The sequence below is a fragment of the Marinobacter antarcticus genome (assembly GCF_900142385.1).
Classification (GTDB): domain Bacteria; phylum Pseudomonadota; class Gammaproteobacteria; order Pseudomonadales; family Oleiphilaceae; genus Marinobacter; species Marinobacter antarcticus.
Genome location: NZ_FRAQ01000001.1, coordinates 87,636 through 112,538, shown reverse-complemented (window position 1 = coordinate 112,538; position 24,903 = coordinate 87,636). Strand labels below are relative to the sequence as shown.

Here is a 24,903-nt window from a genome sequence, read left to right as displayed (position 1 = left end):
TGCTGGCCACGGGTCAGGTATACTTCGGTCATTACAAACTCAGGGGTGGCAAGTATGCGCGCGTGGACACTGCCAATCGTTATTCTGGTCGTGGCGGCGACACTTGGTGGCTGCGGCCAGAAAGGGCCTTTATACCGGGAGAATCCGGAGATGTCAGCCGTGCCACACCAGACTCCGAAACACGTTCAGGAACCTAATGGATCATTTTAACTACCGTGACGGCGAGCTTTACGCCGAAGATGTCGCTGTCTCTGCTATAGCCAAACGCTTTGGTACGCCGGCTTATGTATATTCCCGGGCCACCCTGGAGCGCCATTACAAGGCATATGATGACGCTCTGAAGGCGCGCGAGCATCTTGTGTGCTACGCAGTCAAAGCCAATAGTAATCTGGCGGTGTTGAATGTTCTGGCACGCCTGGGTGCTGGCTTTGACATTGTGTCGGCCGGTGAACTGGAGCGTGTGCTGAGGGCCGGTGGTGATCCAGGCAAGGTGGTATTTTCCGGTGTTGGCAAGCAGGAATGGGAAATGCGTCGGGCTCTGGAAGTGGGTGTTCGCTGCTTCAACGTGGAATCCGACACCGAGCTGGACCGGCTCAATGCGGTGGCCGGTGAGCTGGGCGTCAAAGCCCCGGTTTCCCTGCGTGTGAACCCGGATGTCGATGCCGGGACTCACCCGTACATTTCCACGGGTCTGAAAGAGAACAAGTTCGGTATTGATATCGCAGAAGCACCGGCGGTCTACGCCCGGGCTGCAACACTGCCGAACCTGGATATCAAAGGCGTGGATTGCCATATTGGTTCACAGCTCACATCGGTTTCGCCATTCCTGGATGCGCTCGATCGTGTCCTGGAGTTGGTCGACGCGCTGTCGGAGAGTGGCATTCACATCCGTCACCTGGATATGGGAGGGGGCTTGGGCGTTACTTACAACGATGAACAGGCGCCGCAGCCGTCAGAATACGTCAGGGCTCTGGATGAGCGTATCGGCGACCGCAAGCTGGAGCTGATACTCGAGCCAGGCCGTTCAATTGCAGCCAACGCCGGCATACTGCTTACCCGGGTCGAATTTCTGAAGTGCACCGAACATCGCAACTTCGCGATCATCGATGCCGCCATGAACGATCTGATCCGCCCGGCGCTTTACAGTGCCTGGCAAGCCATTGTGCCGGTACAGCCTCATCAGAATGTTGAAGAAAAGATTTGGGATCTGGTTGGCCCTGTCTGTGAAACCGGGGATTTTCTCGGTAAAGACCGGCCGCTCCGGCTCAGGGCTGGTGATCTCCTGGCCGTGCGCTCTGCGGGCGCCTATGGTTTTGTTATGAGTTCTAACTACAACACCCGAAACCGCCCGCCCGAGTTGATGGTTGATGGAGAGCAGGTGCATATTGTTCGCCGTCGCGAGACCCTCGAGGATCAGCTTGCGCCAGAAAGCAGTCTCCCAGAATGAGTGCAGGCCAGGAAGTGACTCAGCATCGCCGAAATCATGGGCCGCTGCTCCGGTTCAGTAAAATGCACGGGCTGGGTAACGATTTCATGGTGGTTGATGCCATTAGTCAGCCATTCCGGCTGCGCCCGGAAATGATCCGGGAGCTGGCGGATCGGAACTTTGGTATCGGCTTTGATCAGTTGCTGGTCGTGGAGCCTCCGGGATTGCCGGATGTGGATTTCCGTTACCGGATATTCAATGCCGACGGTTCCGAGGTTGAACAGTGTGGCAATGGTGCGCGGTGTTTCGCAAAATTTGTGCGTGATCAGCGGTTGACCAACAAAAAGATCATTCGGGTCCAGACCTCCGCAGGGGTGATTGAACTGCGGGTGGTCAAAGACGGTATGGTGATGGTTAATATGGGCGTACCTGAGCTGAATCCGCCGGCCATTCCTTTTGCTGCTGAGCAGCGCAAAAATGTGTATACGGTGGAAACGGGTGCGGAAACGGTTGAGCTCAGTGCGGTTTCCATGGGTAACCCCCACGCCGTTATCGTGGTCGATGACGTGGACACAGCGCCGGTCGCAGACCTTGGTCCACGCCTGGAAAGCCACCCGCGATTCCCGTCGCGGGCCAATATCGGCTTTCTGCAGATAGTAAGCCGAGGCCACGTGCGCTTGCGGGTATATGAGCGCGGCTCAGGCGAAACTCTGGCTTGTGGCAGCGGTGCCTGCGCGGCTGTGGTTGCCGGGTGTCTGCGTGGCTTGCTCGATAACCGCGTAGAGGTGGATCTGCGCGGGGGGCGGCTGGTCGTTGAATGGCAGGGTGAAGGGACGCCTGTTATGATGGAGGGGCCCGCAACAAGCGTATTCGAAGGGCAGTTGAGACTGCCTGGTGACTCAGGTGGTAGCCGGCGCCGAAAGCCTAACCGCCCACATAAACAACCGATCTGACAGCCAGGAGATCACAATGACAGACCAAACGGCCCGCCAGAAGGCCGGTGAACTCACCCCGGAAGAGGTGGCTGAGTACCTGAGAAACAATCCTGATTTTTTTATTGAGCAGGATGAGCTTCTGCGCAGCCTGACCCTGCCTCACGACAGTGGCAGGGCCATTTCCCTGGTTGAGCGTCAGGTACACCTGTTCCGTGAGCAGCGGGACACGCTACGACATGAGCTGGTGGAGCTGGTCTCCATCGCCCGTCACAATGATCGCCTGTTTGAAAAAAGCAAACGGTTGCTGATGCAGGTGATTGAAGCTCGCAACCTCATTGATATGGCATCCACCATCGATGACAGCATTCGCGGTGATTTCGGGCTGGATGCGGCTTCGGTGATCCTGTTTACTGATGCGGAAGTGCCCGGCAGTTCCCAGGGCGCGCTTTATGTTGTGAGCCCGGCAGAGGCCCGGAATCGTCTCGGTAACCTGCTGGAAGGCAGCAGAGCGGTATGTGGCCAGTTCCGGGAAAGTGAGCGGAAATTTTTGTTTCCGAATCGGGATGAGCCCATTGCGTCGGTTGCCCTGGTGCCTTTGCGCACCGACGATCTGCTAGGCGTTTTCGCGGTTGGCAGTTGCCAGCCTGGCTATTTTGACCAGAGCATGGGATCGCTGTTCCTCAGCTACATCAGTGATACGCTCAGCCGGCTTTTGCCACCAATGGTTCAGCGCTATACCACTGCCGCTCCGGTATCCGATCTTGCGACGGAGTCCCGCTAGAGTGACCGTTGTACCCGTGTCGGCTCAATTACCCGATGAGCTGAGCGGGTACATGGCGGATTTCGTCCAGCACATGGCATCTGAAAAACGTCATTCCCCCCGAACCTGTGACAGCTACCAGCGCGACCTGCATCGGCTTGCCGCCTGGCTCGTGGAGCAGGGCAGCACTGAATGGCGAGCTGTCAGTGGTTATGATCTGCGTCGTTACGTAGCCAATCTCAGTCGCCAGGGGCTTAGTGGTCGCAGCATTGCTCGCCATTTGTCAGCTATAAGGCGTTTTTATCAGCATCTGTTGCGGGAGCGACGGGCCACGGATAATCCGGCACTGGATATCCGGGCTCCGAAGAGTAGCAAGCGCCTGCCCCGGGTGGCGGATGTGGATCAGCTCAATGCCCTTCTTGATGCCCGGCCGGATGATCCGTTGGAAGTTCGTGACCGCTGCATGTTCGAACTTATGTATTCTTCTGGCTTGCGTTTGGCGGAGCTGGCCAGCCTGGATATCGATGCTGTTGACTGTAAGGGTGGCGAAGCACGGGTTGTGGGTAAAGGTAGTAAGACACGACTGCTCCCGGTTGGCCGGAAGGCGCTGGAGGCCATAGCCCAGTGGTTGCCCGTCCGAGCAGGGCTGGCTCCGGAGGCCCAGGCAGCCCTGTTTGTAAGTCGCCGGGGCGACCGCCTGAGCCATCGCAGCATTCAGGCTCGCCTGAGCCGGTGGGGCGTCGTCAAAGGCGCTGATCAGAAGCTCCACCCGCATATGCTGCGGCATTCATTTGCCAGCCACATGCTTGAATCCAGTGGAGATTTGCGTGCGGTGCAGGAATTGCTCGGCCATGCGGACATAGCCACCACACAGGTCTATACTCATCTTGATTTCCAGCATTTGGCCCGGGTTTATGACCAGAGCCACCCCAGGGCGCGCCGACGCAATTCGCGTGACCACGACGACCAGAACACCGGACAGGAAGGAAACGCTTAATGTCATCGGATCAATCCTGGAAAGAAAAGTATTTCCAGGAGCTTGAGGCTGCAGAGCACAGAGAAGGGCATTGGAAGGCCGAGCGCAATACACTTGAGCGAATGCTGGTGCGCACATGTCTCGCCTCTGAAGGCCAGGCACTGGAGCTTGATAGCCTGCTTGCCCGTGTTCGATCTGACCTGCGCAAGAACAAGGTTGATGTGGATAGCTGGAGGGAGCTGCAGGAACAGATCGACCGCCAGGTTGCTCTGCTGGATGATGTGCCTGTCAGTAACGTCGGAGCTCGGCCCAAACTTTCTTCAGAGACTGTTTCTGAGCCAAAGCCTTTAGCCGAGGCTAAGGGTGAGTTTGATCTGCCCGATGCTGGAAACGATAGCCAGCGGCTTCGGATTGCCCGGCGTGTTGGTCATCTGCTGGGTCAGCTGCTTAGCCAGGTCTCGCTGGATCCAGATGCTGAGATGACGGCGAGGAATCTGCAAAGGGCACTGCTATCCAGCGATAACTGGGACGAGCTGCGGGATGGGCTGAATCAGGTGGCAGACCTGATTGTCGCCGCTGTTACCCGCAGTCAGAGGGAGTTTGAGGCCTTTCTCAAGCGCCTTGATGAGCGTCTTGAAGCGCTGCAAGAGCATTTTTCCGTGCAATCATCTGCGCAGTCTGGTCGTCAGGCGGCGGTAGAAACCCTTGATCGCAACATCCGTGAAGAAATTGAACAGGTTGGCCGACACATCGAATCGAGTGATGACCTCCAGGATCTGAGGCAGTCAGTCAGTCGCCACCTGGAGTTTATCGGTCATGCGGTTGGCCGTTTCCAGATTGAGGAAACGGAGCGGGAAAAAATGCTTTCCGAACAGTTGCTGGCCATGCAGGAAAGGGTGGCAGTTATGGAGGCGCATTCAGAACAGATGCAGGGGCAGGTTCGCAGGGAGCGTGAGCGAGCTATGACAGACCTGCTTACCCAGCTGCCCAATCGGGAAGCCTGGCAGGAACGTTTGTCTTTTGAGTTCAATCGCTGGAAGCGTTACCAGTACCCACTGACCGTAGGCGTTATGGATATAGACCATTTCAAGCGGGTTAACGATTCATATGGCCACAAAGCCGGTGACAGAGTGCTTCAGCTGGTGGCCAGAGAGATCAAAAACCGCGTGCGTAACACGGACTTTGCAGCCCGCTTCGGTGGTGAGGAATTTGTGCTCCTCTTTCCGGAGACCCGGGTAGATGACGCACTGGCAGTGATGGATAAACTCCGGGCCCATATCAGTGCTCTGCCGTTTCATTTCGGCGGCAACCCTGTAACGATTACCTTCTCTGCAGGCCTGACGGCTTTTGTCCCTGACGATACCGAAGAAACTGTCTTTGATCGTGCGGATCGCGCACTGTATTCCGCCAAGGACGCAGGTCGGAATTGCGTCAGAGTCAGCTAGCCGGCGAGTTAGTGCAGGCCTCCTGAATACGGCGGCCTCTCAATGTCGCATCATGGCATCCAGTTCGTCGATCACCTCCGCCCAGTCACTGTCATCTTCCAGGCCTTCTTCGAGAAGCTGGGACTGGCTTTCAGACCAGAAAGGCGCATCTTGCAGGGCAATTTCACGGGGCAGGGGAGAATATCGGGTGGTGAACGCTTCTATGCTTTTCTCGTCAGATGCCAGCCCGAGCTGATCAAAAAGCGTGCTCAGATTATGTTTGCTTGTGTCCATGGAAAGGTTCTCCCGGTTAGTGATTGCCTGAATGAAATTTCGCGCATTTGCAGGTATTGTTTCCTGAAATGTAGCGCAACCCCTGAGGATATCCAGTGAAGGCCACCCTTCTGTTTCTATGTAGCTGGCTGTTGCTGGTTTTTCAATCCACGGCTCTGGCAGACCCACCCCAGGCATCACCTGCTCCGGTTCTGGGTAGCAAGGACCTGAGTTGGGTCAGTGAGCAGGAAAGCCTCCGGATTGGTGTGCGTGCGGATCAGGTACCCTTGGTGTTCGATACCGGTAACGGAGATCTTGCCGGCACTTATATTGACTATCTTGCACTTCTTTCCGACAAGTTGGGCTTGCCCATTGAGCCTGTCGTCATCAGCACTGGCCCCAACGCGGGGGCGGTGCCTGACCAGCCGAAAATCGATGCGCTTCTGACCACCAGAGTATCGGGCACACCTGTGCCAGATGGCAAGCGCTTTACCAGCCCGTTGATGTCACTCACTTATGGTCTGTTCGTTAGTGCCGGCGATGCTGCAATCCGTTCACTGGCCGACCTGGAGGATGGTCGCATAGCCGTGGTTGAAGGCGATCCCAATCAGTACACCATGCTTGATTCGGTAGAAAGTTTTACCCCGGTGCCTGTTCAGAGCCTGGGTGAGGCTGTCAGCCGAGTGCTGTCCGGCCAGGCCGACGCCTTTCTTGGCCCGGTACCCGTGGTGTCGGACTATCTTCAGTCAGCAATGATTAATGGTATTGGTCTGTCCGTGTTGCTTGATCAGAAATCGGTAGACGTTGTATTTGAGGTGGATGAGAGCAACGGATCTTTGTTCCGCGTTCTGGATCAGACATTAAAGGCGATCAGCCATAACGAGCATCGCGTTATTCGGCAGTCATGGCTGCAGGTCGACCTCACCGAGCTGGAACAGAGCTGGGTAGAACTCTCTGCTTCTGATATTGATTGGCTCAAGCGTCATCCTGCGTTAAAGGTCGCATACCGGTCTGACTGGCCACCGTTTGAGTACGCTCAGGACGGTCGTGCCACCGGCCTTGTGCCAGATCTCGTCGCCCGCCTGGAAAATCAGCTGGGCACACGGTTTGAGAAAAAGATTCTGGAAAGTCGCGTCGTTGCAGAGCAGGCACTTGTTTCCGGGGAAGTGGATATTTTGCCCGGGTTGTCGCGCACACCGCGAACAGAGGAGTCATTTCTGTTCACCCGGGCCTATGTGAACGTGCCGATTGCTCTGGCGATTCGTGATGACGGGCGCTTTATCGGGGATTTGCGGGAGCTGCGCAGTGAGCGTGTGGGGGTGGTCAACCGCCATGCGGCTCACGACTACCTGCTTATTAATCATCCGAATCTGGATCTTTACCCCGTAGCAACGGTAGAAGAGGGGTTGCTAGCCCTTTCCAATGGCGATCTGGATGTCATGGTGACTCATATCCCAGCGGTCAGTTATACGGTTGCCAGACTGGGGCTGTCCAACTTGCGTATCACCAGTATCACGCCATACCAGTACGATCTCAGGCTTGCTGTGCGTAAAGACAGCCCGGAGCTTCATCGCATTCTGAACAAGGCGCTGGGTAGCCTGAAAGCTGCCGAAACCGAGGCCATATACAACCGGTGGATCCATCTCGATATTGAGCAGGAAACCGATTACACCGTGGTTCGCCGGGTTGTCCTGATTGCTATTGTGGTTGTACTTATTTTCCTTTACTGGAATCGTAAGCTGTCGCGGGAGGTGGACGAGCGAATCCGCTCTGAAAATGCGCTGCGCCGTAGTGAGGATGAGTTGCGGGCAGCTAAACTCGAAGCAGAGCGTCTGGCCCGGGAGGCGGAAGCGGCAAGCCGAACCAAGAGTGAGTTTCTGGCCAATATGTCCCATGAGATCCGGACACCCATGAACGCGGTGATCGGCTACAGTGATCTGCTGAGCAACAGCGTTACCGACCCGCAGCAACGCAACTACCTGAATGCCATCCGGGCGGGCAGCCGCAGCCTGCTGATGCTGATCAACGATATTCTTGATCTCTCACGTATTGAGGCCGGAAAAATGCGGCTGGACTACTCACCGGTATCCGTACGCCGGCTGCTTGATGACGTTCGCCACATCTTTGATTTGCGTGCGCGGGAACAGGGCATCACGCTGGAGGTGAGTGTTGGTTCAGACATGCCGGTTACCATGATGCTGGATGAAACCCGTTTCCGACAGGTGCTGTTCAATCTTGTAGGTAACGCTATAAAGTTCACCCATGAGGGCGGTGTGGCTGTGCGGGCAACTGTTCAGGCGGTTAAAGGCGAAACGGGGAAAACCCCGGAGCATCAGGTCTACCGGCTCACAGTCAAGGTAAAGGATTCCGGTGTCGGAATCCCCTCTGATCAGCGCGAACGGATCTTTGACGCGTTTGAGCAGCAGGAGGGGCAGAATACCCGCCGCTACGGAGGTACTGGTCTGGGGCTCGCTATCAGCCGCAAGTTGGCCCAGATGATGGGCGGGGAACTGGAAGTGGAAAGCGAACCAGGGAGTGGATCTGTTTTTACGCTCACCTTGCCCCAGGTTGAGGCGACCGGCGAACAGGCCGAGGACGAAGGCGAAACCAAAGAATCGGAACGGCTACTGGCACAGACGTTGAGTATGCAGGAGCGGGGCTGGCTGAGAGAGCAGCTGACTGCAGACTTTGGCGATGAATGGCAGGCCGTGCGTGAAAGCGGTGATCCTGAAGAGATGAGGGATTTTGCCGTCCGCGTGCTGGAATGGGGGCAGCGCTATCGATCCCGGTTGGTCACAGGTTATGGGGAGAAGTTGATGGCAGACGTAGAGGCGTTCAATCTGGACGCCGTCAACAGTGCACTTGAGGCGTTTCCAACTCTGCTGTGGCGAGAGGACTAGCAAATGTGTTGATTCGGTCTTAGGCAGGCTTACAGGCAGTCGAACTGGGAGCGACGATCAAAGGCAACCGAAACCATATCGTAGCCGGAGTCAGACAGGCTACGAATCAGTTCCCGGTCTTTCAGCAAAGCCATGCAGACTTTATGAACACTGGCCTGGAGTTGCTCTGATGCAGGTTGCGCTGTCGCAAGGCGAAAATCCACGATGAGGTACTTCCGTTCAATAGCAGCGGAAACCGGGATATCTTCACGCTCAACGCTCTCATAGCCGATGTAGGTTGCGTGATCCTGAGGGAATACCTGGCTCATTACGATGTCCAGATTCTCCGCGTGGACGGTTGGTGCAGAAAACAGTGCTATCGCGGCTGCAGCACGGATCAGATTCTGGATATTCATGGTGCCGGCTCCCCGGAAGGCGTTCCGGAACGAGTGTAACAGGATGTAATGTTTGGTTACGATTAATTATCGCAAAGACTGTCGTCTATTGCGCGGTATCTGGCCGACCTTTTTCAATTGTTTGCAGTTTGCATGAATTGACAGCAGGGTTCTGTGTGCGCGGGGCTCCCCTGGTGATGTTCTATCAACTATCATGAATCCAAAACCGACGGCAGGAGAGTGGCCCATGTTTCAGCTCGTATTCAAGGGTGAGTGTGCCCCCGGCACTGATATGGCGACGGCAAGGAGCAATGCCCGCGCGCTTTTCAAAGCCAGTGTTGAGCAACTGGAGCGCATGTTCAGCGGCGGCACGGTGGTGATCCGGAACAAGCTGGATGAGGAGCAAGCAGAAAAGTATCGCGCGGTACTTAACAAGCACGGCATGGTTGCTTATGTTGAGCCCATGCCGGGTACCCAGGCAAAGCCAGCGCCAGTTGCTCATCCGGCCAGTACCACGCCTGAACCCGTGCCTGCGAAGACGGTTTCCCGCACCGCCAGTCCACAGCCCCGCACTGGCGCTCCGGATGTTGAGTCGGGTGGTCGTTTGTCTGTAGCAGGCGACAAGGTCGATGACATTCTTGCGGGGTCAGCGCTTGGGCTCGACCCCGTGGGTGTAAAACTGGTGGAGACGGAAGAGGTAGAGCCTCCCATGTTCCAGCATCTTGATGACTGGACGCTGGCGCCGGCGGGTAGCGATATAGGTGTAGAGCGGGATTTGCCGCCGCCCATAGTGCCAGATGTTTCGCACCTGTCGCTGGTAGATGAAGAGCGGGACAATAAGTGAGTATCGGGTATATAGGGTTTGCCAGATTTTGAAACGATCATCGGGATTGACCCTCATCTGCCTGGCTGTAGCGCTCCTCATGTCGCTTCCTGCTGCAGCCAGTAATACCATGACCGAACGGCCCCGGGTCGGCCTTGTGCTCAGCGGCGGTGGGGCTAAAGGCATGGCCCATGTGGGCGTGCTTCGAGTGCTGGAAGAGATGAATATCCCGGTGGATATGGTGGTGGGAACCAGTGCAGGCTCAGCGGTGGGTGCACTTTATGCCTCTGGCATGTCGGTAGCAGAAATTGAGCAGCGCTTTATCAATATGGACTGGTTGTCGAGCTTCAGAGACGACCCCGGCCGGGCGTTCAAACCAGTCCGCAGGAAGCAGGGAGAGTGGCGATTTCCCGTTACGCCGGGCCTTGGCGTCAGCGCGGACGGCCTGCATCTGGGCGCAGGTATTATCGCCGGTCAGAACCTTGGCTTTATCCTCAACGAACTGACCCGTAACGTTGCCTTGGTGGAGGATTTCGACCGCTTACCCATTCCCTTTCGTGCTGTTGCGACCGACCTGGAAACCGGCGATATGGTGGTGCTCCGCAGTGGCAACCTTGCTACGGCAGTGCGCGCCAGTATGAGCATTCCCGGAGTTTACGCTCCAGCCAACCTTGATGGCCGTTTGCTGGTAGACGGTGGCGTTGCGAACAACCTGCCGGTCAATGTCGCCCGTGATATGGGAGCTGACGTCATTATTGCGGTTGATATCACCGACGCGCTGGTGGGGCCTGACAATCTGCGGGAGGCGTTCTCCATATTCGGCCAGCTGACTACCATCATGACCCGGCGCAATACCGACCAGCAACTCGATTTGCTGGGGGAGCAGGATGTGCTTATCCAGCCGGACCTGGAGGGCCACAGCTCTGCAAACTTCTATAACGCGCCGGTATTGTTTGAGCTGGGAGCGAGCGGTGCCCGGGCACATGCGGTCGAGCTGAATTCTCTGGCCGTATCAAACGAGGCCTGGCAGGCATACCGGTCGCGACTGGCCTCTGCCAATCATAATAACTCAGGACTTATTGCCCGTGTTGAGGTCGAGCATGATCGCCGTCTGGGCCGGAAGTTCCTCCGGGAGCGGATACGCCAGAAAGCTGGCGAGCCGCTGGATGTGGAAGCGCTGGAAGCAGATCTCAAGCGCATCTATGGCCTGGGCTATTACGAGACTGTTTCTTACTCCCAGTCGCCATCACCGGATGGGACACTGCTTAAAATCAAGGTTCAGGAGAAAAGCTGGGGGCCAAATTATTTGTCGTTTGGTCTGAACTATGAGGACAACTTTGACGGTGATACTCGCTTCAATCTCGCTTCTTCCCTACGCGTGACCGAGTTGAATGAACTGGGAGCCGAGTGGCAGACAGGCTTGCAGTTTGGCACGGAGCCGCGTATCCGTACCCAGTGGTATCAGCCGCTTGATTATGGGTATGAGCGTTTTCTGGTGGTGGGTGCTGAGTATTCCCGCGATACATTCAGTATATATGGCTCTGGAGACGAACGTGTTGCTGAGCTTGATGTGACGTTCCGCCGAGCTGACTTGAGCCTGGGTATGGAACTCGGTGGCAATGCCGAGGTGCGGTTTACATACGCGCGTGGTTACGCCACCGTAGATGAACAGATTGGCACGGCTGTAGCGCCTGATGGCGCGGTCCACCAAGGCAATCTTAGCTTGCAACTGGTGCACGACTCCCTCGACGATGCGTTTTTCCCTCGTGAAGGAGCTTTTGCCGGAATCCGGGGTCGATTGGAGCGAGAAGGCCTGGGGTCCGACCGGCATTTCGACTCGGTGACGGGTATGGCGCTTGGTACGGATAGCTGGAAAGGCTTTACTCTGACGGGGCTGCTCTATGCTCACACGGTGACCCGCGGAGAAGCGGGCATTGAAAATGCGGTGCGCCTCGGTGGTTTTCGGCGTTTATCCGCATACGCTCCGGGCCAGATTACGGGTAACAGTGCGGCTATGGCTTCTGTCTATGCCAGCCAGGCGTTCGGAGGTCCTATTGTTCCCTGGTTTGCGGGGATGGGGCTGGAGGCCGGGAACGCCTGGGAGTCTCTCAGTGATGCCGGATGGAACAGCTCTGTAAAATCCTGGAGTATCTTTGCCGGTCTGGACACTTTTCTTGGCCCGGTGCAGATAGCAACGGCTTACAACAATAAAGACAACTGGGCTGCTTACCTGAATATTGGCTTTTCATTTACCCAGCTCTTTTATTAAGAAGACTCGGCAAGGGGGCGTGTGGCTAAAGCAGCCTCACGAACTTGCTGGCACTGCTGAATGGCATAACGGTGGAGGACAGACGCAAGCCTGACTTCATCCCTGTCTCTGATTGCGCTGATGGATTCCTCCATGTGCGACAGGTTATCTTCCCGCACCCGTTTTCCACCACGCTTGAAAGCGACGAAGGCGCAGCGTCTGGCCGATGGCCAAAGATCGTCGATTGCCGCAAGAATAAAATAATTGTCGGCGTAAGCCAGCGAAGCCTTGGTATATTCAACGCCCAGATCCAGAAACGCCATCAGATCATTCTTTTTGAAGCAGTCTTCCATTTGGTGGTAGAGCTGTTCCAGCCGTTCCAGATCATCCGGCTGCCATTGTCTGGCGAGTTTGCGGCCGGTATGGGTCAGGTACAGCTCCAGCGTCTCATAAAGACTGCGCACAAAATAGTCGTCCAGAGTTGTGACAAAAGCGCCTTTGCGGGGCACATTTTTCACGAGGTGGCGCTTCTCAAGGAGTAGCAGGCCCTCCCGGATTGAGCCGTTGCTGACCTCTATCTGCTTTGCCATGGCGGCTTCGTAAATACGTTCTCCGGAATCAAGCTGACCGAAAACAATCAGGTTCTCGATGTGGCGGGCGACCTGTTCGGTCAAAGTAACTTTGGGTTTGAAGGCCTTCATGGAAGATGTTCACTGGGTTTGATTGGCTGAATGAGGGAAGAATAGTCGCATATTCCCCCGTTTCGGAGCCAGCACCCTTGGCCTGACTATAGCAGGGGCGCGAGCAAGCGAATTGCCCGGCAGGTCAACCGGAACAGAATAGAACGGCCCTCGTAGTCGTGCTCGGTCATCTTGCGGCAATTGATGAGATCTTCTGTGAGCATGGCATCCACTTTGGAAACAAAGGATTCCGAGGTGGTGATCGCAGTGATTTCAAAGTTGAGACGCATGGAGCGGTTGTCGAGGTTCGCTGTGCCCACAGCTGCATAGTGGTTGTCTACCAAGACCACCTTCTGGTGCATGAAGCCGGGTTGATACTGATAGATGCCAATGCCCGCCTGATTAGCCTGAACCAGATAGGAGTATGCAGCGAGGCGGGCAAGCTGGCTGTCCGATTTTTCCGGTATCATGATTCGCACATCTACGCCCCGAAGGGCAGCAAGCTGAAGTGCGTTGACGATCTGGAAGTCTGGAACAAAATAGGGTGAGGCAATCCAGATGCGGGACTGTGCATTATTGATGCAGTTGAGGAAAAACAGCGAGCAGGTTTCCCAGGTATCTGCGGGGCCAGTGGGGAACACCAGAACCCGCTCATCTCCCGGTATGTTGTCCTCCGGAGCCCAGTCGAGATCGGGGAATTCATTACTGGCCCAGTTCCAGTCTTCCAGCCAGGCAAGCTGAAGCCCGGTAACGGCTGGGCCTTCGATTCGGCAGTGGGTATCCCGCCAGGGCTCCTGATCTATCACGGTGCCGAGGTATTCATCGCCCAGGTTGATGCCACCGACAAAACCGATTTTTCCGTCACAGACCAGCAGCTTCCGGTGGTTGCGGAAATTGATCTGAAACCGCCGACGCCGGATATTGCCATCACCAAAAGAGGCAACCCGGGCACCGGCCGCTGTGAGCTCTTTCAGATAGATGCGGGGCAGCCCGACGCTGCCTATTTCATCGTACAGGAACCAGACCTGCACGCCTTCCGCCAGTTTGTTCTCCAGAATGGTCTTGATGCGTTGGCCAATCTTGTCTGAGCGCACAATATAGAACTCAAGAAGAATATAGGAAGTTGCGTTTTCCATGGCTCTGATCAGAGCTTCGAACGTTGCCTCGCCATCACGCAACAGGGTGCACCGATTGCCTTCGGTAAAGGGTTGCCGCCCAAGTTTGCAAAGAACCTGTAGCTGCTTATCAAGCTGTGCCTGGTCTGGTGTGGAGAGAGAGGTTGTCTGCCGTTCAAAGCGGTTAAGCAGGTCGGTGAGAGACTTGTCTCCCATGCGCCGGGCTTTGATGTAACCACCGAAGCGCGAGCGGCCAAATACAAGAAACAGTGGCACGGCGACATAGGGCAGGCCGAGCAGGCTGATAATCCACGCGATGGCGCCCTGGGCGGTGCGGTAGGTCAGTAAAATGCGATAAATACAGGCAGCCGAGCCCAGGTAAAGCAGGCCAACGGTGATGGCCACTAATGAGGTGTCAGGCATCATTGAGCGGTTTCCCGGGTCAGGTGATGTGCCCGGTATTGTGCCGGTGCCACGCCTGTCCAGCGCTTGAAGGCCCGACTGAAAGCACTCAGCTCGGAAAACCCGAGAAGAAAAGCGATTTCCCCGAGAGCGTAGCGGTCGGAAGCGACGTAGCGCAGGGCCTTGTCTTTCCGTACCTGCTCCACAAGTTCATGAAAACCCAACCCTTCCTTTTTGAGCCTCCGATAGAGAGTCTGGCGGCTCATGTGGCACTGGCGGGCCAGAGTGTCTGCATCAATTTTTTCGGTAGACATCTGACGCGATATCAGCCTGCGGATTCTCCGACCGAATGAGCGCCGGGTCTGAAGGCGTGCCAGTAATCCGTTGACCTGTCGCAGAACGGCTGAATATACATAAGGGTTGCGGTGAGGAATCGGATGGCTGAGATGACGACTGTTGAATGCCAGCCGGGTTGCGGCCGCTCCGAAGGTCACCCGCCCTCCGAGCAGCTGTTCATATTTGTGGGCGTAGTCCGGGCGGGGGTGCGCAATTTCTGCCCACTCAGCCTGTATTCCGGAATAAATGAAATGTCGGGTACGGCACAATGCAGCAGCCAGCGTACGATCCATATCCTGCCGGCAGTAGTGCTCTGGTGAATCCGCCTGCCAGGTAAGAATGGCCAGTTCTCCGGTCTGCTCGAAGCTTAAAGTCACCGATTCATTGATCAGTCTGTGCAGGCGCACATACTGGGTAACCGCCTCGCCCAGAGTGTCGCAATTAAAGAACACGTGCCCGACGAGCCCCATGCGCTCCGGGTCAATAATCTGCCCAGCATTCAGCCCGATAGCCGGGTCCCCGGTGACCCTTTCGGCGTGATCCCACAATTTGTAGTGCGCCTCTGCAGGTACGCGCCTGTCAGGATCCTCAAGCGCTGCCATATCCAGGCCGGTAAGCTGTTCTACGCGCCGGCTGTCCAGAACACCCTGGAGGTTCAGGTAGTGAACCAGTGCCAGTGTGCTGGAGGCAGCAACGAAGAGTGTCGTTATATTGTCCGTAGGCGCAGGGGCCACATTAACCGCCTCATTAACGAGTTGTCATGGATGCTGATACAAAATGTCAAGCGTGTGGGACAGTCTGTCAACGGGTTTTGCCTTCTTCAACGATAGCATCTAATGAACAGATTAAAGTAACTGGAAGATCAGTCAGGAGGCGTTTTATGCAACACGAAATTTTTGTACCCCGCACTGAGCATGAGCGTGAAAACGTCGTAGCACTTGCTGAATACCTGCGTGATATGTACTGCTGCTAGGGATTCAGACGCACCATCTATGACCTTCAGGCCGGGCTTTGCCCGGTCTTTTTTTGCCGCAAGAAAACCTCACCCGCCCTCGCGCCTCTTGCTCGTGTTTCTGGCAATGTTAATGTATCGGCATTTAAACAATGCGATTCCTGACGGAGGCAGCCTGCCTATGAGCGTTAAGCTGAACCACAAAATTACCGGAGAAGGTTTCCCCCTGATCCTGTTGCACGGAGTGTTCGGATCCCTTGAGAACCTCGGCGGTATCGCCAGAAAATTGCAGGGGGAGTGGCAAATACACGCTCTGGATCAGCGTAACCACGGCAGTTCGCCTCATACCGATACCATGGACTACCCATCCATGGCTGCAGATGTAGTTGCCTATATGGATGAGCAAGGGATCGACAAGGCCTGCCTGCTGGGACACTCGATGGGCGGGAAAGTGGCCATGCAGGTTGCCCTGCAGGCCCCGGAGCGCGTTGAAAAGCTGATTGTGGCTGACATTTCGCCTGTGGCCTACAAGTCGGGCCATGATGCGATCCTTGAAGGGCTGAAGCAGATGGATCTTACGGATGTGCGCTCGCGTGGTGACGCAGACAAGCTGATGGCGGAATTCGTTGAGATGGCAGCTACAAGGCAGTTTCTGCTTATGAATCTTGAACGAATACCGAAGCAGGAACAGGTGGAAGGTGGCCCGGTTTACCGCTGGCGCCTGAACCTGAAGGCGATTGAGGCCTGTTATGCCAACCTGGCTAGCGCGCCGGAAGCTGGAGCCCCTTACACAGGGCCGGTTCTGTTTCTGAAAGGTGCCGATTCGGCCTATATTCAGGAAAAGCACCGGGATGAAATCCGCCGGCTGTTTCCGCATGCTCAGCTGAGCATTATTGAGGGCACAGGCCACTGGTTGCATGCTGAGAAGACAGACACCTTTGTGGCGCTGTGCCGGCGGTTTCTGGAAGGTCGCGATACGGACTGACGCCCTATAACAACAAGCAGATAACAGGCAGGTTAAGCGTATGAAGTGGTTGATGGCTGGGTTGCTGGTTCTGTTTCTGCTGTTGGGTGGATTTCTGCTGGTTCCGTCCCCTATCGATGCCCAGACATGGCAGTCGCAGGCTCCAGAGCCCATGAGCGGCTTGCTGGCGCCGAATGAGTACCTGCGTCAGGCGGAACTGTTAGCTCTGGGTCAGGTCTATGGCCCTGAAGATACAACCGTTAATTCTGAAGGCGTAGTCTTTGCGGGAACTCAGGACGGACACATTGTTCGTGTGTTTCCGGACGGCAGTGTTGAAAACTGGGTGTCTACAGGGGGCCGTCCCCTTGGAATGGTTTTTGATCAGACAGGGAGCCTGATTGTCGCCGATGCCTGGAAAGGTCTGCTCTCCATTACGCCGGGTGGCGACATTACCGTGCTAACCCGTGAGGCTCAGGGCATTCCGTTCCGGTTTACCGACGATGTTGATATTGCCGCTGATGGCCGAATCTACTTCACCGATGCCAGTTCCCGCTTCCAGCAACCGGATTACCGGCTAGATCTGCTGGAAATGAGACCCCACGGCCGGCTGTTGCGTTACTCCCCGAAAACCGGCATGACCGAGGTTTTACTGGGCGACATGCACTTTGCCAACGGCGTTGCCGTGGCGCCAGACGGCGATTATGTGCTGGTTAACGAAACCTGGAAATACCGCATTCTCCGTTACTGGATAAGAGGGCCAAAAGCCGGTCAGGTGGAGGTCTTTGCGGATAACCTGCCAGGGTTTCCGGACAACCTCGCGGTCGATGAAAAAGGCCGGTTCTGGGTAGCGTTCCCCACACTCCGTAATGCCAGCATTGATGCCTTGCATCTGAAACCCTGGCTCAAGGAGCTTGTAGCCAAACTACCGAAAGGCCTGCAGCCGGCTCCTCAGGAATACGGCCTGGTTGTGGCGTTCGATCGAGGTGGCAAGGTGATCGCCAGCCTTCACGACACTCGTGGCAAGCACCTGCAGGAAATTACGTCGGTTAATCCCTATGATGGTCAGCTCTATTTTGGTTCACTTCACAACGACCGTATAGGGCGGTTATCGTTGAAGGCGATTCCAGGCCTTGGAGATCAGCAATGACAGAACAGCCAATACAGTGGGATCTGCCAGATCCTTTCATCCTCGAGATCCAGGTTGTTGAGGAGGACACCGACCGACTGGGGCACGCCAATAACGTAGTTTACGTGTGCTGGCTGGAAGATATCAGCTGGGCCCATGTCGAGAGCCTGGGCATGACCTGGGAGCTGCATGAGGCAACCGGTAAGGCCATGGCCATCACGCGCACTGAAATCGACTATCTGGCGTCTGCCAATGCTGGTGACAGGCTGGTTATGGGCACCTGGCTGACTGATTTCGACGGCCGCTTCCGGTCTGCGCGGGAGTTCCAGTTGGTACGCCCGGCTGATGGCAAAACCCTTGTGCGGGCCGTGTCGACCCACGCCTGCGTGGATCTGAAAACCCAGCGTCCGTCACGCGCACCGAAAGAGTTTGCAGATATTATGAAGGCGGCCACTGTGGCCGGCGGAATGGGCCTTTAGGGCACCTGAGTCACTATTATTGCCAACTTCTGTTAGTCTGAAGGCGTAGCAGCAGAGCTCACTTTTGTTAACCCCCTTGTCCGGAGATATTCATGGAAACGACCGTTGGCCAGCATTCTGATTCTTCCATGCGTCAGGTGGTATACCGCCAGTTTGGTGAGCGTGATGTTCTGCAGGTTGTCAGCTCGGATATGCCTTCGCCGGAAGATAGGCAAGTGCTGATTCGCGTTCATGGCGCAGGGCTTAATCCTATCGACTGGAAAACCCGGAAAGGACTTGGATTTGTGGCGCAGCAGATTGAAAGCTCGCTGCCTTGGACTCCGGGCTACGATGTTGCGGGGGAAGTAGTTGCCATCGGAGATGGAGTGGCCACTCTGGCGCCCGGAGATCGGGTCATGGGAATGATTGGTTTTCCATTGAATGGCGGGGCTTATGCTGAGTATGCCCTCGCGACTGCAGATGAGTTGGCTATCGTGCCGGAAGAGCTCGACCTGGTAACGGCCGGGGCACTGCCACTTGCTGCGCTCACCGCCTGGCAGGCACTGTTTGAAGTGGCCAAGCTTGAATCCGGGCAGAAAATTCTGGTACACGCAGGCGCCGGCGGTGTGGGGCATCTTGCTGTGCAGTTCGCGCTGGCACGGGGCGCTCATGTTATTGCGACCGCTTCAGCGGGCAATCGGGACTTTCTTGCAGGGCTTGGTGTGCACGAAGTTATTGATTATCACACCGCAGATTTTGCCGATGAGTGCTATGGACTGGATGTGGTACTGGATCTGGTAGGCGGTGACACGGGCAAGCGGTCCCTGCGCACCTTGGGTGAGAATGGCATGCTGGTTACCATTCCTACGGTTACGGCAGATGAGATCGTCAGTGCTGCCGAAGAGCAGGGGTTAAGGGCGCATGGCATGACCGTACGCCCGGATGTGTTCCACCTGGATGAAATCGCTGAGCTGATCGAAGATGGCGATGTGAAGGTACACATTGAGAAGGCTTTTACACTGGGTCAGGTGGCACAGGCCCACGAACTTCTTGAAGGTGGGCATGTGCGCGGCAAGTTGGTACTGGACTGCCGCTAGGTGTTCAGCTTCCTGGGGTAGAGCCTTCTGTTGAGGGCTCTTTGCCGGGAGCTGAAGGCTCCTTACCCAAGGCTGAAGGCTCTATCCCCTCCCTGTTTTCCTTTTCTTTCCGCTCTTTGCGGTCCTGGGGTGGCACCAGGCTGATCAGTATCCAGTCGTCACCCGGCTTCAGGTCGTCCATGCTGCGAACTGGCTTAACGTGGCTCTTGCTGTCGAAGATGAATAATACCAGTGCCTGCCCCTCGTACTTTTTGAGGAAATCGTTGTAATCGAACTCTTCACTGAGTTCCGTGGTTTTCACGGAGTAACCCTGGCTGGCAAGGCTGGCCAGTTTTGCATAGCTCACGCCGTCGAAGAGACCACGGGTCATCTGGATCTTCTCCGCAGTCTGGTGCCGTGCCTTCTGATCCTGATCGCCTTCCGCAAGGCTGAATACTTTGGTGTCACCGAACCAGTCGAGAAAGTGATACGTCGCCAACGAGTTCATGTGTTTGTAAGGCGAGATGACCAGCAGGTTGCCGATCCCGGTGAGGTCGAGGTGGCTTGAGGCATGCTCAGAAATCGGGTTGCCGAAATACACCTTCAGATTGTCCATGCGCGCCTGGCGCATGTTCTCCCAGTTGGTATCCGCCAGGGTAACCGGGACCTCATGTTTTTTAAGTGCCAGCCCGATCATGCGGGCAACCGGGTTGGCTCCGAGAATCAGGAACCCATACTCTGCTGGCTCAGTGACTTTCAGCAACCGGGCGATCGGCCGGGCGGTCAGGCTTTGCAGGGTAACGGTGGCAATGATCAGCACAAACACCATGGGAACCAGGGCGCCAGCGTTGTCATAACCAAGTTTCTGCAACTGGAAAGCGAACAGGGCGGAAACCGCCGCGGCCACAATGCCCCTTGGGGCGATCCAGCTCAGAAACAGTTTTTCCCGCCAGCTAAGGTCGGTGCCGATCGCTGACAAAAACACACTGAGCGGGCGGGCCAGCAGCATCAGCAGAGCCAGAACCACGGCCAGGCCCCAACCGAGGTCGGCAATCGCGGCAAACTCGACCCTGGCGGCCAGGATGATAAACAGCGCCGATATCAGTAGTACACTCAGGGATTCCTTGAACTCAAGAATGCTGTCGACAGAGACCTGCTTCATGTTGGCCATCCAGATGCCCATAACCGTTACCGTGAGCAGGCCGGATTCGTGGGCCATTTCATTGGAGAGCGCATAGGCACCGAGCATGAAGGTGAGGGTGCCGGCATTGTGAAGGTACTGTGGGATCAGATGCTTGCGCAGTGCCAAGCCATTCAGATAGCCGGCGAGGGCGCCGAGAGCGAAGCCAATCAGCAGTGTCTTACCGAAAATATACAGGGAGTGGCCGAACACATTGCCCTGGCCCCAGGAGACGATGCCCTCGAACACCAGAACCGCCAGCAAGGCGCCCACCGGGTCAATGATGATGCCTTCCCAGCGCAGGATATTGGCGATCTTGGCGCTCGGGCGAACCGAACGCAGCAGCGGCGCGATAACCGTTGGGCCGGTAACAATCGAAATGGCGCCGAAGAGCAGCGCAACCGCCCATGAAATTTCCAGAACCCAGCGCGCGGCGAGAGTGCCGATAATACCGGTTACGATCGAACCCACAGGGATGAGGTTGCGAGTCATCTTGCCGTGCCCTCGGACTTCCTCAAAGCGCAGAGTCAGGCTGCCTTCAAACAGGATGATGGCGACGGCCAGCGAAACCAGCGGAAACAGCAGGTCACCGAATACCTCATCCGGGTTGAGATAGCCCAGTACCGGGCCCACAAGTATCCCGCCGGCAAGCAGGAATAGAATGGCAGGCACCCGCATACGCCAGGCGAGCCACTGAAAAGACAATGAGAGGACACCAATGCTGGCAAGAATCAGGACTGTGCTGGCTGGCATAAAGGTTTGGGGTCCGTATGTTTATTGGTCGGCGCGTCGTGCAATGCGATTTAACAGCCGGGAGGCTGCGAACAGGCCAAAGCTGGCGGTAACCGGGCAGGCGGCGCCAAAACCGGAAGCACAGTCAAGCCGCGAGGGGCCGTCGGTTGCAGGCTTCTGCAGACAGACTTCACCATCGTCGGCAGGATACGTGAGCTGTTCTGTCGAGTATACGGCCTCAATGCCGAAGCGTCGCTTGGGATTGCGAGAGAAGCCGTACTCCCGGCGCAGAAGGTTGCGAACCTTGGCCAGTAAAGGATCCTGGGTCGTTTTACTGAGATCCGCTACCAGAATTTTCGTGGGGTCTGTCTGGCCGCCAGCGCCACCGGCACAGATGATCGGGATTTTTCCGCGCTGACAGTGGGCAATCAAAGCGGTTTTCGGCTTTACGCTGTCTATGGCATCGACCACGCCCGTTATGTCAGGCGTGATCAGCTCCGTGAGGTTTTTCAGAGTGAGAAAGCCAAAGTGGATCCGGATATCAGCGTGGGGATTGATGGCTTTCAGGCGCTCAGCCATGGCATCGGTTTTGGTACGTCCATACTGCCCGTCCAGAGCATGTAACTGGCGGTTGGTGTTGGACACGCAGATATCATCCATATCGATCAGGGTGAAGGTCCCAATTCCACTGCGGGCCAGAGCTTCGGCGGCCCATGAACCAACCCCGCCCAGACCGACAACAGCAATGTGGGCGTCACGAAATGCGTGCAGGGCGCGGCGCCCGTAAAGCCGTTCAATACCGCCAAAGCGGAAAGCATAATCGTCTGCGTTCATGCGGTCTCCGTTCAGATCCGGACGCAAGCCGGAGACTATCAAAGGGTGCATCAAAGGGCGCAATTGTACCCCAGTGCCGGGGCAGACAGAAAAAAGCTGTAAAAAAGCCACGCAGTGCGTGGCTCAATTCAGAACGCCTGACTGATGGCTCAGGCCGCCCAGTGATCATCTCCCATATCCATCAGGCTGTCTTTGCCGCTCTCAATGTCGCTCAGCAACCAGTGAATTTCAGGCAACAGTTTTTCAAAGTAGAAGCGAGCTGATACAAGTTTGCTTTCCAGCAGAGGCTTGTTGCCTTCTCCCGCTGCAATCTGATGGCTGGCAACGTTGGCCATGCGTGACCACATGTAGCCAATAACCGTCAGAGCCATCAGCCGCAGGTATGGCGTGGCGGCGGCGCCGGCCTGCTCCGGATCTTTCGGAGCATTGGTTGCCAGCCACATGGTGGCCTTTTCCAGCGCACCTATTGCGCTTTTGAGCTCGTCGCGATGGGGTGCTTCCGGGTTGTCCTTCAGGTAGCCCGAGAGCACGCCAAACAGAGTGCGTACAAGTTGTCCGCCTTTCAGGCTCAGTTTACGGCCCACCAGATCCATCGCCTGGATGCCGTTCGTACCCTCATAGATGCGTGCAATACGGCCATCGCGAACCAATTGCTCCATCGGCCAGTCGGTGGTGAAGCCGGAGCCGCCGAGCACTTGCAGGCCGGAGTTCGCATTATTGGAACCTTCGTCGGTCAGGAATGCTTTGACCACCGGGGTAAGCAGCTGCACCAGGTCATCGGCGGATTCCCGTGTAGATTCATCCGGATGAGCGACCGAGAGATCAAGCTGGTGGCCGGTAAAGAGGGCGAGGGCGCGCATGCCTTCATTCAAAACCTTCTGGCGCATCAGCATGCGGCGAACGTCCGGGTGCACGATAATCGGGTCAGCCGGGCCATTCGGGTTCTTGGCGCCGCTCAGGGACCGGCTCTGCAGGCGATCGCGGGCGAACCCGAGGCTTTCCTGATAGGCCATCTCGGCAAGACCCAGGCCCTGCATACCAACCATCAGGCGTGCTTCGTTCATCATGGTGAACATAGCGCGCATGCCGTCGTTAGGTTCACCCACCAGCCAGCCTTTGGCGCCTTCGAAGTTCATCACGCAGGTCGCGGAGCCTTTGATACCCATTTTGTGTTCCAGACCACCGCAAAACGCCGGGTTGCGCTCGCTGGATTCCGGCAGAACCTTGGGAACCACAAACAGGGAAATGCCTTTTGTGGTATCCGGAGCGCCGGGCAGCTTTGCCAGTACCAAGTGCACAATATTGTCCGTGAGGTCGTGTTCACCGCCGGTGATCCAGATTTTGGTACCTTCAATGGCGTAGCTGCCATCTGCGTTGGGCGTGGCGCGGGTGCGAATCAGACCCAGGTCGGTACCACACTGGGGCTCGGTAAGGCACATTGTGCCTGCCCACTCGCCGGAAACCAGTTTTTCCAGGTAGGTCTGTTTGAGCTCATCGGAACCGTGCGTGTATATAGCGCTGATGGCGCCGTGGGTCAGCCCCGGGTACATGCCCAGAGACAGGTTGGTGGAGCAGACCATCTCATCCACGACAAACTTCAGGGTGTGGGGCAGGCCCTGCCCACCAAACTCCAAGGGTGCGTCCAGTGCGGTCCAGCCACCTTCGACAAACTTTTTGTAGGCCTCTTTGAACCCTTCTGGCGTTTTTACATCGTGGGTTTCCGGGTCGTAATGGCACCCTTCGCGGTCACCGGTCTGGTTAGTCGGCTGAATGACTTCCGCCGCCAGTTTACCGGCTTCGTCAATAACTGCGGAAATCAGGTCCGGCGTGGCATCGGCGTATTTTTCCAGCTCATGAAGCCGGTCTACACCCAGTACATCAAACAACAGAAAACGAAGATCATTTGCCGGGGCCTTGTATTGCATGAGCACTCTCCTCAATGGGGTTATTCAGCCTTAATAGGTTTCTCGGGCCTTAACGGATCTCTATGGACTTTTTAGCGGGTTGCGAAACCGTGGTAGCAACCTTCAAGAGATATCAGTGCTATTTCATACGACTGTTTTAATTTCGTGGTTCACCCGTTTATGCGGTCTGCTGTGCCAGTTGTTCGTATATGGTTGAGAACCACATGGAGGGATGACATGAAGCGAATTTTAGTAGCCGGCGTATCCGGTGCGATTGGTGGTGCTCTGGCAGAGGCACTGTTGGAGCGTGATGAAGAATCGGTGGTGGTGGGCTTATGCCGTGACACAGCGAAGGTGCCTGAGTCACTGCGCAGCCACAGCCGGCTGACACTGTTGGCTTGGGATGCGGAGGATAGTCAGTCGCCTGGTGTGGTGGTGCGGGCTCTGGAAAAGACGATTTCCGCCGCGAAGGGTATCGATACGTTTATCTACGCCGCAGGTTTGCTTCACGACGGCCCCATGTTTCCGGAAAAACGGCTGGAAGAGCTCGAGGCGAATAGTATGGCTCGGGCCTTTGCGGTGAATGCGACAGGCTTCGCCCTGCTGGTTCAGGCGCTGCTGCCGTGGCTCCGGCATCGTGATTTCAAACGGATTGCCGCCGTTTCGGCCAAGGTGGGCTCGATTGAAGATAACCGCCTGGGTGGGTGGTACGCGTATAGAAGCTCGAAAGCGGCCCTGAACATGCTGGTGCGGACACTTTCGGTGGAATTAGGTCGCCGCTGCAAGCTTGTTGCCTGTGTCTCATTACACCCCGGAACAACCGACTCAGCCCTGAGCGATCCCTTCAGGCAGTCTCTGGCGCAGCTTCAGGTGCATAGCGCAGCCGAAACCGCCGGAAATCTGTTAACGATCATTGAGGGGATGACTTCTGAGGATAACGGCCGCTTTCTGAGTTGGGACGGCTCAGAACTTCCTTGGTAAAAGCGGCCATAGGGATAACAAAAA

At 56.3% G+C, this 24,903-nt stretch carries 22 protein-coding genes; 14 read left to right on the top strand and 8 right to left on the bottom strand.

The features are described 5' to 3' along the window. Window positions 1–54: 54 nt before the first annotated feature. From lptM to BUA49_RS00515, 6 genes are read left to right on the top strand one after another with little or no spacing between them, the layout of a single operon-like run. Complete coding sequence (lptM, locus tag BUA49_RS18200; RefSeq protein ID WP_084063451.1) at window positions 55–210, top strand: LPS translocon maturation chaperone LptM; 156 nt, start codon at window positions 55–57, stop codon at window positions 208–210. Further along, window positions 197–1,447, top strand: a complete 1,251-nt coding sequence (gene lysA / locus BUA49_RS00535; protein WP_072794861.1) for a diaminopimelate decarboxylase — start codon at window positions 197–199, stop codon at window positions 1,445–1,447. The genes lptM and lysA overlap by 14 nt, the downstream gene beginning before the upstream one ends. Next, the gene (gene dapF, locus BUA49_RS00530; RefSeq protein WP_175547535.1) at window positions 1,444–2,379 is read left to right on the top strand and encodes a diaminopimelate epimerase; all 936 of its coding nucleotides are present in this window, start codon (window positions 1,444–1,446) and stop codon (window positions 2,377–2,379) included. The genes lysA and dapF overlap by 4 nt, the downstream gene beginning before the upstream one ends. A gap of 16 nt (window positions 2,380–2,395) precedes the next feature. Next, window positions 2,396–3,142: a DUF484 family protein gene (locus tag BUA49_RS00525; protein WP_072794860.1), complete on the top strand. Its 747-nt coding sequence runs from the start codon at window positions 2,396–2,398 to the stop codon at window positions 3,140–3,142. A 52-nt stretch (window positions 3,143–3,194) separates the two neighbouring features. Next, window positions 3,195–4,118 (top strand): tyrosine recombinase XerC, encoded by a 924-nt coding sequence (xerC, locus tag BUA49_RS00520; RefSeq protein WP_072797528.1) that lies wholly within the window; start codon window positions 3,195–3,197, stop codon window positions 4,116–4,118. Beyond that, window positions 4,118–5,542, top strand: coding sequence for a diguanylate cyclase (locus BUA49_RS00515; RefSeq protein WP_072794859.1), 1,425 nt, complete (start codon window positions 4,118–4,120; stop codon window positions 5,540–5,542). Before xerC ends, BUA49_RS00515 begins: the two co-directional genes overlap by 1 nt. 39 nt (window positions 5,543–5,581) lie before the next feature. Here BUA49_RS00515 and BUA49_RS00510 read toward each other — a convergent pair whose 3' ends face one another. Continuing rightward, window positions 5,582–5,815 carry a DUF2789 domain-containing protein gene (locus BUA49_RS00510; protein WP_072794858.1) on the bottom strand — a complete coding sequence of 78 codons (234 nt, stop codon included), beginning with the start codon at window positions 5,813–5,815 and terminating at the stop codon, window positions 5,582–5,584. A gap of 95 nt (window positions 5,816–5,910) precedes the next feature. On the opposite strand from BUA49_RS00510, the gene BUA49_RS00505 reads away from it, so the two are divergent. Then, window positions 5,911–8,694, top strand: coding sequence for an ATP-binding protein (locus tag BUA49_RS00505; RefSeq protein ID WP_072794857.1), 2,784 nt, complete (start codon window positions 5,911–5,913; stop codon window positions 8,692–8,694). Window positions 8,695–8,723: 29 nt separating this feature from the next. Here the strand turns inward: BUA49_RS00505 and BUA49_RS00500 are convergent, their stop codons facing one another. Then, window positions 8,724–9,089, bottom strand: coding sequence for a hypothetical protein (locus BUA49_RS00500; protein ID WP_072794856.1), 366 nt, complete (start codon window positions 9,087–9,089; stop codon window positions 8,724–8,726). A gap of 226 nt (window positions 9,090–9,315) precedes the next feature. Between BUA49_RS00500 and BUA49_RS00495 the strand changes: the two genes are divergently transcribed. Together BUA49_RS00495 and BUA49_RS00490 are read left to right on the top strand one after the other, a co-directional pair. Further along, the gene (locus BUA49_RS00495) at window positions 9,316–9,912 is read left to right on the top strand and encodes a hypothetical protein (RefSeq protein WP_072794855.1); all 597 of its coding nucleotides are present in this window, start codon (window positions 9,316–9,318) and stop codon (window positions 9,910–9,912) included. A 109-nt stretch (window positions 9,913–10,021) separates the two neighbouring features. Continuing rightward, window positions 10,022–12,160, top strand: coding sequence for a patatin-like phospholipase family protein (locus BUA49_RS00490; RefSeq protein ID WP_228704373.1), 2,139 nt, complete (start codon window positions 10,022–10,024; stop codon window positions 12,158–12,160). On the opposite strand, the gene BUA49_RS00485 is transcribed toward BUA49_RS00490, so the two are convergent. From BUA49_RS00485 to BUA49_RS00475, 3 genes are all read right to left on the bottom strand, one after another. Next, window positions 12,157–12,840, bottom strand: coding sequence for a GntR family transcriptional regulator (locus BUA49_RS00485; RefSeq protein WP_072794853.1), 684 nt, complete (start codon window positions 12,838–12,840; stop codon window positions 12,157–12,159). The two genes, BUA49_RS00490 and BUA49_RS00485, sit on opposite strands and share 4 nt — an antisense overlap. An 86-nt stretch (window positions 12,841–12,926) precedes the next feature. Further along, a complete protein-coding gene (cls, locus tag BUA49_RS00480) occupies window positions 12,927–14,357 on the bottom strand; it encodes a cardiolipin synthase (protein WP_072797526.1) in 1,431 nt (476 codons plus the stop codon). Further along, window positions 14,357–15,406 carry an AraC family transcriptional regulator gene (locus BUA49_RS00475; protein ID WP_072794852.1) on the bottom strand — a complete coding sequence of 350 codons (1,050 nt, stop codon included), beginning with the start codon at window positions 15,404–15,406 and terminating at the stop codon, window positions 14,357–14,359. Before BUA49_RS00475 ends, cls begins: the two co-directional genes overlap by 1 nt. Before the next feature lie 399 nt (window positions 15,407–15,805). On the opposite strand from BUA49_RS00475, the gene BUA49_RS00470 reads away from it, so the two are divergent. From BUA49_RS00470 to BUA49_RS00455, 4 genes are all read left to right on the top strand, one after another. Next, window positions 15,806–16,609, top strand: a complete 804-nt coding sequence (locus tag BUA49_RS00470; RefSeq protein WP_072794851.1) for an alpha/beta fold hydrolase — start codon at window positions 15,806–15,808, stop codon at window positions 16,607–16,609. A 40-nt stretch (window positions 16,610–16,649) separates the two neighbouring features. Beyond that, complete coding sequence (locus BUA49_RS00465) at window positions 16,650–17,735, top strand: SMP-30/gluconolactonase/LRE family protein (protein ID WP_072794850.1); 1,086 nt, start codon at window positions 16,650–16,652, stop codon at window positions 17,733–17,735. Then, window positions 17,732–18,193 (top strand): acyl-CoA thioesterase, encoded by a 462-nt coding sequence (locus tag BUA49_RS00460; RefSeq protein WP_072794849.1) that lies wholly within the window; start codon window positions 17,732–17,734, stop codon window positions 18,191–18,193. Before BUA49_RS00465 ends, BUA49_RS00460 begins: the two co-directional genes overlap by 4 nt. Window positions 18,194–18,285: 92 nt before the next feature. Next, complete coding sequence (locus BUA49_RS00455) at window positions 18,286–19,269, top strand: NADP-dependent oxidoreductase (protein WP_072794848.1); 984 nt, start codon at window positions 18,286–18,288, stop codon at window positions 19,267–19,269. A 4-nt stretch (window positions 19,270–19,273) separates the two neighbouring features. Here the strand turns inward: BUA49_RS00455 and BUA49_RS00450 are convergent, their stop codons facing one another. From BUA49_RS00450 to BUA49_RS00440, 3 genes are all read right to left on the bottom strand, one after another. Further along, window positions 19,274–21,181 carry a cation:proton antiporter gene (locus BUA49_RS00450; protein ID WP_072794847.1) on the bottom strand — a complete coding sequence of 636 codons (1,908 nt, stop codon included), beginning with the start codon at window positions 21,179–21,181 and terminating at the stop codon, window positions 19,274–19,276. A gap of 21 nt (window positions 21,182–21,202) precedes the next feature. After that, complete coding sequence (gene tcdA, locus BUA49_RS00445; RefSeq protein ID WP_175547534.1) at window positions 21,203–21,994, bottom strand: tRNA cyclic N6-threonylcarbamoyladenosine(37) synthase TcdA; 792 nt, start codon at window positions 21,992–21,994, stop codon at window positions 21,203–21,205. Window positions 21,995–22,143: 149 nt separating this feature from the next. Then, window positions 22,144–23,919, bottom strand: coding sequence for an acyl-CoA dehydrogenase C-terminal domain-containing protein (locus tag BUA49_RS00440; RefSeq protein WP_072794846.1), 1,776 nt, complete (start codon window positions 23,917–23,919; stop codon window positions 22,144–22,146). Between the two features lie 216 nt (window positions 23,920–24,135). On the opposite strand from BUA49_RS00440, the gene BUA49_RS00435 reads away from it, so the two are divergent. After that, on the top strand, window positions 24,136–24,879 hold the full coding sequence (locus tag BUA49_RS00435; protein ID WP_072794845.1) for an SDR family NAD(P)-dependent oxidoreductase: 744 nt from the start codon (window positions 24,136–24,138) through the stop codon (window positions 24,877–24,879). Window positions 24,880–24,903: the final 24 nt, after the last annotated feature.

Excerpts from the sequence above, each read along its gene's own strand:
- lptM (WP_084063451.1), top strand. The coding sequence starts at position 55 with ATGCGCGCGTGGACACTGCCAATCGTTATTCTGGTCGTGGCGGCGACA.
- lysA (WP_072794861.1), top strand. The coding sequence starts at position 197 with ATGGATCATTTTAACTACCGTGACGGCGAGCTTTACGCCGAAGATGTC.
- dapF (WP_175547535.1), top strand. The coding sequence starts at position 1,444 with ATGAGTGCAGGCCAGGAAGTGACTCAGCATCGCCGAAATCATGGGCCG.
- BUA49_RS00525 (WP_072794860.1), top strand. The coding sequence starts at position 2,396 with ATGACAGACCAAACGGCCCGCCAGAAGGCCGGTGAACTCACCCCGGAA.
- xerC (WP_072797528.1), top strand. The coding sequence starts at position 3,195 with ATGGCGGATTTCGTCCAGCACATGGCATCTGAAAAACGTCATTCCCCC.
- BUA49_RS00515 (WP_072794859.1), top strand. The coding sequence starts at position 4,118 with ATGTCATCGGATCAATCCTGGAAAGAAAAGTATTTCCAGGAGCTTGAG.
- BUA49_RS00510 (WP_072794858.1), bottom strand. The coding sequence starts at position 5,815 with ATGGACACAAGCAAACATAATCTGAGCACGCTTTTTGATCAGCTCGGG.
- BUA49_RS00500 (WP_072794856.1), bottom strand. The coding sequence starts at position 9,089 with ATGAATATCCAGAATCTGATCCGTGCTGCAGCCGCGATAGCACTGTTT.
- BUA49_RS00495 (WP_072794855.1), top strand. The coding sequence starts at position 9,316 with ATGTTTCAGCTCGTATTCAAGGGTGAGTGTGCCCCCGGCACTGATATG.
- BUA49_RS00490 (WP_228704373.1), top strand. The coding sequence starts at position 10,022 with ATGACCGAACGGCCCCGGGTCGGCCTTGTGCTCAGCGGCGGTGGGGCT.
- BUA49_RS00485 (WP_072794853.1), bottom strand. The coding sequence starts at position 12,840 with ATGAAGGCCTTCAAACCCAAAGTTACTTTGACCGAACAGGTCGCCCGC.
- cls (WP_072797526.1), bottom strand. The coding sequence starts at position 14,357 with ATGCCTGACACCTCATTAGTGGCCATCACCGTTGGCCTGCTTTACCTG.
- BUA49_RS00470 (WP_072794851.1), top strand. The coding sequence starts at position 15,806 with ATGAGCGTTAAGCTGAACCACAAAATTACCGGAGAAGGTTTCCCCCTG.
- BUA49_RS00465 (WP_072794850.1), top strand. The coding sequence starts at position 16,650 with ATGAAGTGGTTGATGGCTGGGTTGCTGGTTCTGTTTCTGCTGTTGGGT.
- BUA49_RS00460 (WP_072794849.1), top strand. The coding sequence starts at position 17,732 with ATGACAGAACAGCCAATACAGTGGGATCTGCCAGATCCTTTCATCCTC.
- BUA49_RS00455 (WP_072794848.1), top strand. The coding sequence starts at position 18,286 with ATGGAAACGACCGTTGGCCAGCATTCTGATTCTTCCATGCGTCAGGTG.
- BUA49_RS00450 (WP_072794847.1), bottom strand. The coding sequence starts at position 21,181 with ATGCCAGCCAGCACAGTCCTGATTCTTGCCAGCATTGGTGTCCTCTCA.
- tcdA (WP_175547534.1), bottom strand. The coding sequence starts at position 21,994 with ATGAACGCAGACGATTATGCTTTCCGCTTTGGCGGTATTGAACGGCTT.
- BUA49_RS00440 (WP_072794846.1), bottom strand. The coding sequence starts at position 23,919 with ATGCAATACAAGGCCCCGGCAAATGATCTTCGTTTTCTGTTGTTTGAT.
- BUA49_RS00435 (WP_072794845.1), top strand. The coding sequence starts at position 24,136 with ATGAAGCGAATTTTAGTAGCCGGCGTATCCGGTGCGATTGGTGGTGCT.